6 protein-coding genes are annotated in these 10,583 nt (G+C 60.9%); 1 reads left to right on the top strand and 5 read right to left on the bottom strand.

Going from position 1 to position 10,583, the window contains the following annotated elements; genetic code table 11:
• Window positions 1-101: 101 nt before the first annotated feature.
• From ACODSV_RS23940 to ACODSV_RS23960, 5 genes are all read right to left on the bottom strand, one after another.
• The gene (locus ACODSV_RS23940; RefSeq protein WP_150095274.1) at window positions 102-1,715 is read right to left on the bottom strand and encodes a J domain-containing protein; all 1,614 of its coding nucleotides are present in this window, start codon (window positions 1,713-1,715) and stop codon (window positions 102-104) included.
• A gap of 10 nt (window positions 1,716-1,725) precedes the next feature.
• The gene (locus ACODSV_RS23945) at window positions 1,726-3,423 is read right to left on the bottom strand and encodes a molecular chaperone HscC (RefSeq protein WP_024073917.1); all 1,698 of its coding nucleotides are present in this window, start codon (window positions 3,421-3,423) and stop codon (window positions 1,726-1,728) included.
• A 236-nt stretch (window positions 3,424-3,659) separates the two neighbouring features.
• Window positions 3,660-5,117 carry an AdeC/AdeK/OprM family multidrug efflux complex outer membrane factor gene (gene adeC, locus ACODSV_RS23950; RefSeq protein ID WP_024073918.1) on the bottom strand — a complete coding sequence of 486 codons (1,458 nt, stop codon included), beginning with the start codon at window positions 5,115-5,117 and terminating at the stop codon, window positions 3,660-3,662.
• Entirely contained in the window at window positions 5,114-8,275 is a 3,162-nt protein-coding gene (locus ACODSV_RS23955) for an efflux RND transporter permease subunit (protein ID WP_024073919.1), read from the bottom strand. Before ACODSV_RS23955 ends, adeC begins: the two co-directional genes overlap by 4 nt.
• Window positions 8,276-8,278: 3 nt before the next feature.
• Complete coding sequence (locus ACODSV_RS23960) at window positions 8,279-9,424, bottom strand: efflux RND transporter periplasmic adaptor subunit (protein WP_024073920.1); 1,146 nt, start codon at window positions 9,422-9,424, stop codon at window positions 8,279-8,281.
• Between the two features lie 287 nt (window positions 9,425-9,711).
• On the opposite strand from ACODSV_RS23960, the gene ACODSV_RS23965 reads away from it, so the two are divergent.
• Window positions 9,712-10,344, top strand: coding sequence for a TetR family transcriptional regulator (locus tag ACODSV_RS23965; protein ID WP_024073921.1), 633 nt, complete (start codon window positions 9,712-9,714; stop codon window positions 10,342-10,344).
• The last annotated feature ends 239 nt before the right edge of the window (window positions 10,345-10,583 follow it).

The raw sequence follows: 10,583 nt of genomic DNA on the forward strand, positions 1-10,583 counted from the left end.
CATGGTGCGGGGCGTTGTGGGGGCGATGAAAGTGGGGCTGGGCGGGTTTTGGGCGATGATCGAACGCAAGTTGCCGGGCGCTGGGGCCCGGCATTTGCGGGTTATCGTTTGGGCAGGTCGAAGTGGGTCCAGGGCACCGCCGGCAGGTAGTGTTGCGCCGCGACGATCAGCGCCACCATCACCACCAGGAACACCACTTGCAGGGGGCTCCAGAAGGCCCAGTGCAAACCGTTCAGCCACGGGTAGCCTTCGCTGAATTTCTGGCTCATCTGACCGATACGCGTCTTGTGCAACAGGTTGATCAGGACCATGCCCGCGTAGGTGAACATGCCCAGCACGCCGAGCATCAAGCCGCAGGCCACCAGCATGATCGCCTGCGGTACCCCGTGGCGAATGACCAGCCAGTAGCCATTGGGGTTGATTCGCTTGGGGATCAGGTACTGGCTCAGCCACACATCCAGAACCCGATAGGTTGAACTCATCCCGGCCCACATTTGGGTGACGCGAAAGCCAACGGCCGCCGGCACGAACGCCATCAGCATGAAAATGACCAGCGACATCCCGTCCATTCTGTCTGGCTTAGCGTGGGCGATGCTCAGGCCAAGCCCCAGGGCGAAGATGGCCCACAGCCGGATAAACACCTGGGTGTAGATCGGCCGGGGCACGAATTTACGCCAGAAGAACAGATCGCTGTGGGGCAGTCGTTCAGCCAACTGCGGGTAACGCCAGGTCAATACTTGCGCCAGGTGCTGGCAGGCGTTCCATTCGTTTTCGCCAAAGCCGTCGATCATGCGTTTGTGTTGCGTGGCCGACATGGGCGTCAGCAGTAGACGCGCCGCCAACGCATCCGGGGATGTGCGCCGCAGATCCTGAGCCTTGTCCTGCAGGTTGGCAAAGAAACTTTCCTGCTCGCAACGCGACACCAATTCGCGCCACATCCACGCCGGTTCCGGGTACACGCCTTTCTCGTCGTCCCAACCGAATGCCTGGCACACGCGCTCGAACAGCGGCACGCTCCATTGGGTGTCATGCAGCAGGTGCAGGACGATGCGCTGCCACTGCTGTTGCAGGTCGAACACCCGTAGCCAGGGCTGGTTGGTGTATTGAGTGAGCTGGGTGATGAACTCGCGCTCGGCCTTTTGCTCCAGCAGTTCCTGCAGGGTGCGGCGGTAGTCTTGCAGCAGCTCGCCGGTCAGCGCTTCGTATTGCCACGGGGTCATGGCCACCTGCTGCCAGGGGGTCAGCCATTCCAGGTGTTGCACGGCCCAACCGACGATGGCACTGCGTTCGCCCGGTGCTTCGAAACAATGGCGCAACAGCCCGGCCTGGAATGCATCGGTGCAGCCCTGTTGCCGAGCCTGCGCCCAGCGTTCATCGAGGTTGTGCGCGTTAAGGCCGCCAAGCAATGCCTGCGCCGCGTCCGGTGTGGGGGCTTCGAGGGGCGCGGGGTTGACGGGGCTGACGTCCATCAGTTCGGCCAGGTCGTTCAGGTTTCCGTAGACCGCTTCGGCCACGGGCGCCTGGACGCGTTCTTCCCCTTCGTTATCCGCCCGCCAGCGTGCTTCACTCAGCGCGTGTTCATAGGCTTCGCGCAGGCGCTGGAAGCCTTGGGCATCGTCGTCCGGGCGGCAGCTTTTGAGCAGCCGCGCATAACTGCGCTTGATGCTGCGCTCGTCGGCGTCATCCGGCAGTTGCAGTACGTTCCAGCAATCCATCGGTATTCCCTCAGCGCCAGAACCCGTTGTCGAGTTGCTCAAGTTGACGGGTCAGTTCGCTGCGGGCATCGCGGATGCGGCGTTCGTCCTGGGTGTCGAGTACCTGCTGGAACTGCGCCGCCCAATGCCCGAGCTGTTCGCGCAGTTCGCCGAGGTTTTCCTGGTAGAGCCGTTCGAGGCGGGCGACGAGCACGGTGTTGACTTGCTGGTCGCGTGGGTGAACCTTCAATTGCGCCAGGGCTTGCAGGCGTTGCTGGATCTCCTGCGGGCTGAGCACGCCGGGGTTGTTCTCGATCACCAGCGAATGCTGCTCGCCGGTCAGCGGGATATTCACCTGGGCTTCCAGCAGGCCGTTGTTGTCGTAGGTGAAGCGCACGTCCAGGGAGACCTCGCCGGCCTTGCGCTTGGGCACAGGAATATCCAGTTGGCCCAGCTCGATGTTGTCTTTGACCAGGCGGCTTTCGCCCTGGTAGATCTTCAGCAGCACGTGGGTCTGGTCATCGCGCAGGGTGACCACGTTTTTGACCCGGCTGACCGGCACGCTGCTGTTGCGTTCGATCAATGGCAGGTAATGGCCGCTTTCGATATAGCCGCCGTACTGGTTCGAGATTTCGATGCCCAGGGTGTAGGGGCACACGTCGGTCAGCACCACTTCTTCGAGGGCGGCGGAGCGCGCCTTGAGCGCGGCCTGGATCGCCGCGCCGTGGGCCACCACCTGGTCGGGATCGAGGCTGATGGAAGGGAAGCGCCCGAACAGGCCAGCGGCGAGCTTACGTACCAGGGGCATGCGCGTGGTACCGCCCACCAGCAGGATTTCATCCAGGTCGCCGACCCGGATCCGCGCGTCGCGCAGGGCGCGTTCGATCGGTGCGCGCAGGCGTTCCAGCAGTGGCGTGTAGAGCTTGGCCAGTTCCTGCTGGGTGATGGTCTTCACCCATTGCTGGCCGTCGACGCGCAGGGCGAATTCGGCGCTGTCATCCTGGCCCAGGGCTTTGCGCACGCGCTCGGCTTCGCGGCGCAGGGCTTGCAGCACAGTGCTGGTGGGCGGGAAACCCGTGGCGTTACGTTGGCTGTCGACAAAGTGTTCGAGCAACAGGGTGTCGAAGTCTTCGCCACCGAGGAAGTTGTCGCCGGCGCTGGCGCGTACTTCCATCACCCCGTCGAACAGCTCGATGATCGACACGTCGAAAGTGCCTCCGCCCAGGTCGAAGACCAGGAACGAGGTTTCTTTATCACGTTGATGCAGGCCGTAGGCCAAGGCCGCGGCGGTCGGTTCGTTGATCAGTTTTTCAACGTTGAGCCCCGCCAGTTCACCGGCGATGCGCGTGGCCTTGCGTTGGCCGTCGCTGAAGTAGGCGGGCACGCTGATCACCGCGTCGGTGACGGTTTGGCCGTAGGTGCGCTCGATGTCTTCCTTGAGGCTTTTGAGCACCAGCGCCGAGAGTTCTTCGGGGCGGAACGAGCGGTCGCCCAGGCGCACTTCGGTGGCGCTGCCCATGTAGCGCTTGAACAACGAGGTCGTCAGGTGCGGGTGGGTGTGCAGGCGCTCTTTGGCGGCCTGGCCTACCAGGACACGGCCTTGGTCATCCAGCCCGACCACGCTTGGGGTCAGCAACTGGCCCAGGGCATTGGGCACCATTTCGGCGGCATCACCGCGCCAGACTGCAGCGAGACTGTTAGTGGTCCCCAGGTCGATTCCTACGATCATTACGACAAGCTCCCTCTGTGGTCTGTAAGAATCTGTGACAGATTTTACCCTGAAAGGTTGAGCGGAAAGCAAGGCGGGAGAGCGTGGGGACGAACGCGATTATTGTGCTGGGCGGGCTTGTTGTGGCGAGCCCGCTCGCCACAAAAACAGTCCGGTCATAGCACGCAAGCACCGATGACCAGGCATAAAAAAACCGCTTCCTGCGAGGGAAGCGGTTTTGTTTTACAGCGCTGCTATCAGAACAACTTCAGCTTCGGCGCTTCTTCTTTCAACGGCTCGTTCTTCGCCGTCTGCTCGTTCCAACCACCGCCGAGGGCCTTGTACAGGTTGACCTCGCTGGTCAGTTGCGCAAGGCGATCGGTGATCAGCGATTGTTCGGCGCTGAACAGTTGGCGCTGAGCGTCGAGGAACGTCAGGTTGCTGTCGACACCGATGCGGTAGCGACGCTCGGCCAGGCGGTAGTAATCCTGGTTGGCCGCGACGAAGCCACGTTGGGCATCCAGTTGCTGCTTGTAGGTCTCACGTGCGGCGAGGCCGTCGGAGACTTCCTGGAAGCCGGTCTGGATCGCCTTCTCGTAGTTGGCCACGTTGATCTCTTTCTGGATCTTCGAGTAGTCCAGGCTTGCGCGCAGGCTACCGGCGTTGAAGATCGGGATGTTGATCTGCGGAGCAAACGACCAGGTACCCGAACCGCCCTTGAACAGGCCGCCCAGGGTCGGGCTTGCGGTACCGGCGCTGGCGGTCAGGCTGATGCTTGGGAAGAACGCTGCACGGGCCGCGCCGATATTGGCGTTAGCCGCCTTGAGGTTGTACTCGGCCTGCACAATGTCGGGACGACGTTGCAACAGGTCCGAAGGCAAACCAGCCGGCACTTCGCTGAGCAGGTCATCCGACAGCGGCTTGCTGGCGAGATTCGCTGGCAGCCCGGTGCCCAGCAGCAGGGTCAGGCTGTTTTCGTCCTGGGCCACCTGGCGGGTGTAGCGTGCCAGTGCCACCCGGGCGTTTTCCACCGAGGTCCGCGCCTGGCTCAGGTCGAGAGCCGAGGCCACGCCAACTTCGTTGCTGCGCGAGGTGAGCTTGAAGCTCTGCTCGTATGCGCCCAGGGTGTCCTGGGTGAGCTTGAGCAGTTCCTTGTCGGCCTGCCAGGTCAGGTAGGCGTTGGCCACGCTGGCCACCAGGCTGATCTGGGTACTGCGCCGGGCCTCTTCGGTGGCGAAGTACTTTTGCAGGGCTTCTTCGCTCAGGCTGCGTACGCGACCGAACAGGTCCAGCTCATAGGAACTGATCCCGAGGCCGGCCGAGTACTGGCTGGCGATAGTCGCTTCGCCGCTCTGCGACAGCTTGGCCGGGGTGCGCGAACGGCTGCCGCTGCCTGTAGCCGACACAGCGGGGAACAGATCAGCACGCTGGATCTGGTACTGCGCGGCATAGGCGTCGATGTTCAGGGCCGCGACACGCAGGTCACGGTTGTTCACCAGCGCGGTCTGGATCAGCTGTTGCAGGGCAGGGTCATGGAAAAACTGCTTCCAGCCCTGCTCGGCAGCGGCCTGGCCCGGCGCCTGGGCCGACGAATACGCCGGCCCTTGTGGGAACTGAGCTGCCACCGGCGCTTCGGGGCGCTGGTAGTCAGGGATCAGCGAGCAGCCACTGAGCACGAATGCCGTGACCGCCAGGGAAAGTAGCGACTTGCTCATTGGCCAGCCTCTTTAGGGGTTTCAGTAGTAACAGTCTTTTTACGCTCGCCAGCAGCGGACACGGTTGCGAAGAACAGTGGCACCCAGAAGATCGCGAGCACAGTTGCGGTGATCATACCGCCAATTACGCCGGTACCGATTGCATGCTGGCTGCCCGAACCCGCGCCCGTGGACACGGCCAGCGGCAGTACGCCGAGCATGAACGCCATGGACGTCATGATAATCGGGCGCAGACGCATGCGGGACGCTTCGATGGCAGCCTCGACGATACCTTTGCCCTGCTCATGAAGCTCCTTGGCGAACTCCACGATCAGGATGGCGTTTTTCGCCGCCAGGCCCACCGTTACCAGCAAGCCCACCTGGAAGAACACGTCGTTGGACAGGCCGCGCAGGCTGGTGGCGATCAGAGCACCGATGACACCCAGCGGTACCACCAGAATCACCGCGATCGGGATCGACCAGCTTTCGTACAGTGCCGCGAGGCACAGGAATACCACCAGCAGCGACAGCGCGTACAACGCAGGTGCCTGGGAGCCGGACAAACGTTCTTCATACGACAAACCGGTCCACGAATAACCAACACCCGCTGGCAGGTCCTTGGCGATACGCTCGACTTCCGCCATCGCGTCACCGGTACTGTAGCCAGGTGCCGGAGTACCGAGGATTTCCATCGCCGCTACACCGTTGTATCGCGAGAGCTTCGGCGAACCGAAGATCCACTTGCCCGACGAGATGGACGACAGCGGCACCATCTTCCCGGAGGTGCTGCGCACGTACCATTTGTCCAGGTCTTCCGGGGACATACGGCTGGCGGCATCGCCTTGTACATACACCTTCTTCACACGACCACGGTCGATGAAGTCGTTGATGTAGCTGCCACCCAAGGCAATTGCCAAGGTCTGCTGGATGTCTGCCAGGCTGATGCCCTGGGCACTGGCTTTCTCGTCATCGACGCTCAGCTCGTACTGCGGCTCATCGTTCACGCCGTTGGGACGCACGCCTGCGAGGATCTTGCTTTGGGCGGCCGCACCGAGGAACTGGTTACGCGCTGCCATCAGCTTGTCGTGGCCGACGCCACCCTGGTCTTGCAGGAACACGTCGAAACCGGTGGCGTTACCCAATTCCAGAACCGAAGGCGGCACGATGGCAAATACCATGGCGTCCTTGAAGGCACCGAAGAAATAGCCCTGGGCACGTTTGGCCACTTCAAACACCGACTGGGTCGCGTCACGCTCGTCCCACGGCTTGAGCATCACGAAGGCGAGGCCCGAACTCTGGCCACGGCCGGCGAAGTTGAAGCCGTTTACGGTAAATACCGACTTCACGGCCTTGCCTTCGCCTGGCTCGCCTTCCTTGTCGTTCAGCAGGAAGGCACGCATATCGTCGATGACTTTTTGTGTGCGTTCAGCCGAAGAGCCGACGGGGGTCTGCACCTGGGCGAAGATCACACCCTGGTCTTCATCGGGCAGGAACGCACTTGGGATACGGGTGAACATCCAGATCATGCCCAGCAGGATCAGCGCATACACCAGGAACGCTGGAACCTTGTGCTTGATCATGGAACCGACGCCGCGCTCGTACTTCTGTACGCCGCTATCGAAGGTGCGGTTGAACCAGCCAAAAAAGCCGCGCTTGGGTTGGCCGTGCTTTTCCGGATCGATCGGCTTGAGCATGGTGGCGCACAAGGCCGGGGTGAAGATCAGGGCAACCAGTACCGACAACGCCATGGCCGAAACGATGGTGATGGAGAACTGTTTGTAGATCACACCGGTGGAGCCGCCGAAGAACGCCATCGGCAACAGGACCGCCGACAGTACCAGGGCAATACCCACCAGGGCGCCCTGGATCTGGCCCATGGATTTGACCGTCGCCTCCTTCGGCGACAGGTGCTCCTCGGCCATGACCCGCTCGACGTTTTCGACCACGACGATGGCATCGTCCACCAGCAGGCCGATGGCCAGGATCATGCCGAACATGGTCAGGGTGTTGATGGTGAAACCGAATGCCGCGAGGATCCCGAAGGTACCCAGCAATACCACCGGTACGGTCATGGTGGTGATGATGGTGGCGCGGAAGTTCTGCAGGAACAGGAACATCACCAGGAACACCAGCACGATCGCTTCGACCAAGGTGTCAACCACACCGGAGATCGATTCGGTTACGACCGGCGTGGTGTCATAAGGCACCACGGCCTTCATGCCAGGCGGGAAGAACGGTTCCAGCGATGCCACGGTGGCGCGGATGGCCTTGCCAGTGTCCAGGGCGTTAGCACCCGCCGCCAGCTTGATTGCCATGCCGGATGCCGGTTTGCCGTTGAACTGCGCACTGATGCTGTAGTTCTGGCCGCCCAGTTCGATACGGGCAACGTCGCCCAGGCGAACCTGAGAGCCGTCGGCGTTCACCTTCATCAGGATCTTGGCGAACTCATCTGCACTTTGCAGGCGTGTCTTGCCAATGATGGTGGCGTTCAGCTGGGTGCCGGGCAGGGCGGGCAGGCCACCCAATTGGCCAGTGGCAACCTGGACGTTCTGGGCCTGGATGGCGTTGCTGACATCCACCGGCGTGAGCTGGTAGTTGTTCAGCTTGGCCGGGTCGAGCCAGATACGCATGGCGTACTGCGAACCGAAGACCTGGAAGTCACCTACACCCGCAGTCCGGGAAATCGGGTCCTGGATGTTGGACACGATGTAGTTGGACAGGTCGTCCTTGGTCATGCTGCCGTCTTCCGACACCAGGCCGATCACCATCAGGAAGTTCTTCACTGACTTGGTTACGCGGATACCCTGCTGCTGCACTTCTTGCGGCAGCAGTGGGGTCGCCAGGTTCAGCTTGTTCTGCACCTGGACCTGGGCGATGTCCGGGTTGGTACCCTGGTTGAACGTCGCAGTGATGGTCATGCTGCCGTCGGAGTTACTGTCCGAGGCGACATAACGCAGGTTGTCGATACCGTTGAGCTGTTGTTCGATGACCTGCACCACGGTGTCCTGCACGGTTTGTGCAGACGCGCCTGGGTAGGTCACCTGGATGTCGATGGCGGTTGGCGCAATGGCCGGGTACTGGTTGATGGGCAGCTTCAGGATCGAAAGTGCCCCGACCAGCATGATCACCAGGGCAATTACCCAGGCGAAAATGGGACGGTCGATAAAAAATTTCGACATGGATTACTCCCCTTTGCCAGCAGCGGCAGCAGGAGCAGCGGTGCCAGCGGGCTGGGCGTTGCCGGCGTCCTTGACCTTGACTTCGATGCCCGGCTTGATGAATTGCAGGCCTTCGGTGATCACACGGTCACCGGCGTTCAAGCCTTTTTCCACCAGCCAGTAGGCACCCGTCGTACGGTTGGCCACCAGTTCACGTTGCTCGACCTTGTTGTCGGCATTGACGATCAGCGCTGTCGGGGTGCCCTTGAGGTCGCGGGTCACGCCTTGCTGCGGCGCCAGGATGGCCTTGCTGTTCACGCCGGCTTGCAACTGGGCATGTACGAACATGCCCGGCAGCAGGGTGTGGTCAGGGTTGGGGAACACCGCGCGCAGGGTCACCGAGCCGGTGGTCTGGTCGACCGACACTTCGGAGAACTCCAATTTACCGTCCAGGCCGTAGCTGCTGCCGTCTTCCAGGGTCAGTTTGACCTTGGCGGCGTTGGCGCCGGCTTTCTCCAACTGGCCGCTTTCCAGGTCGCGGCGCAGTTTCAGCATTTCAGCCGAGGACTGTGTGACGTCGACATAGATCGGGTCCAGTTGCTGGATCACGGCCATGGCATCGGCCTGGCCATTGCTGACCAGCGCGCCCTCGGTCACCGAGGAACGGCCAATACGCCCGGAAATCGGCGCGAACACCTTGGTGTAGCGCACGTTGATCTGGGCGGTTTGAACGTTTGCTTCTGCGGTCATGCGGTTGGCGACAGCGGTGTCGTATTCCTGACGGCTGACGGCTTGTTCGTCGACCAATTGCTTGTAGCGATCCGAGATCGACTTGGTCTGCGTCAGGCTGGCTTGTGCGCTTTTAAGGGTGGCCTCATAGACCGACGGATCGATCTGATAAAGCTGCTGGCCTTCTTTCACATCCCCGCCTTCCTTGAACAGGCGCTTGAGGATGATGCCACTGACCTGAGGGCGAACTTCCGCGATGCGGTAGGCGGTGGTGCGGCCTGGCAGCTCGGACGTCAGGGTGAAGGCTTGCGGTTGAAGGGTGACCACGCCGACCTGAGGAATTTGAGCGGGCGGAGCCGCCTCTTCCTTTTTACATCCGCTGAGCAGCGATGCCAGGGCGACGGCAGTGACCAGAGCGGTAACAGCTGGCTTAAGTTGCATGAAGATCCTCGGGTCAGGCGCGCAGGGTGCGCACAAGAAGTGTGGAAGGGTAAAAAACAGGTTGTGAGTAGATAAGTAGCTTGCTACGCAATATACTTACGTTCATGGTTGTTTGTAAACTCTTGACAGGTTTCGCGCAATGTTGACAAAGCAACGCCCAAAGCCTCGATTCTAGTACGTTCGGCGCCCATGACGGTGTCGTCCCACAATTTATTCAGATGATCGTTACCGCCTATTAAAGCCGCGTTACCGATAGTCTCAAGTATCCCGATTGAGGTTTTACTGCCATGGTTCGTCGCACCAAAGAGGAAGCTCAGGAAACGCGCAACCAGATTCTCCAAGCCGCCGAGCATGCCTTTTACGAGCGCGGTGTTGCGCGGACCACGCTGGCGGATATCGCGGCGTTGGCCGGGGTGACGCGGGGCGCCATCTATTGGCATTTCAGCAATAAGGCCGATTTGTTGCAGGCGATGCTGGAAACCCTGCACGAGCCCCTGGATGAATTGGCGCGCGCCAGTGAAAGCGAGGATGAGGTTGACCCGTTGGGGTGCATGCGCAAGTTGCTGATTCATCTGTTTCATCAAGTGGTTCTGGACCCGAAAACCCGACGCATCAATGAGATTTTGTTTCATAAGTGCGAATTCACCGATGAAATGTGTGACATGCGCCGCCAACGCCAGACCCACACCCTCGAATGCAACCTGCGCATCGGCCTGACACTGCGTAACGCGGTGAACCGCGGGCAACTTCCGGAAAACCTCGACACTGTCCGAGGGGCAGTGTGCCTGCATGCCTACATCGACGGGCTGCTCTGGCAATGGCTGCTGGTGCCTGACAGCTACGCGTTGCATCAGGAGGCAGAGCGTTGGGCCGACATAGGGTTGGATATGCTGCGCCTGAGCCCTAACCTGCGCAATTAAGACAAAATGTGTAATTGCGTCAGATTGTGTCAACAGTAAAGCCTAAGGACAGTCAATCGTCCTTCTGCCTGATTGATGGAGTGACTTTATATACGGGCTGGCGGGCGGTTGATAGGTAGCCGCCTAAGTATTTTGTAGCGATTTTGTTTCGGTTCTGTGAAGCAATGTAGCCAGAACCTGCACGCAGCCAACAATGAGGGAGGGGGCTTGCCCCCGATGGCAGTGGTTCAGTCAACACA

It is taken from the genome of Pseudomonas sp. FG86, from assembly GCF_057808775.1.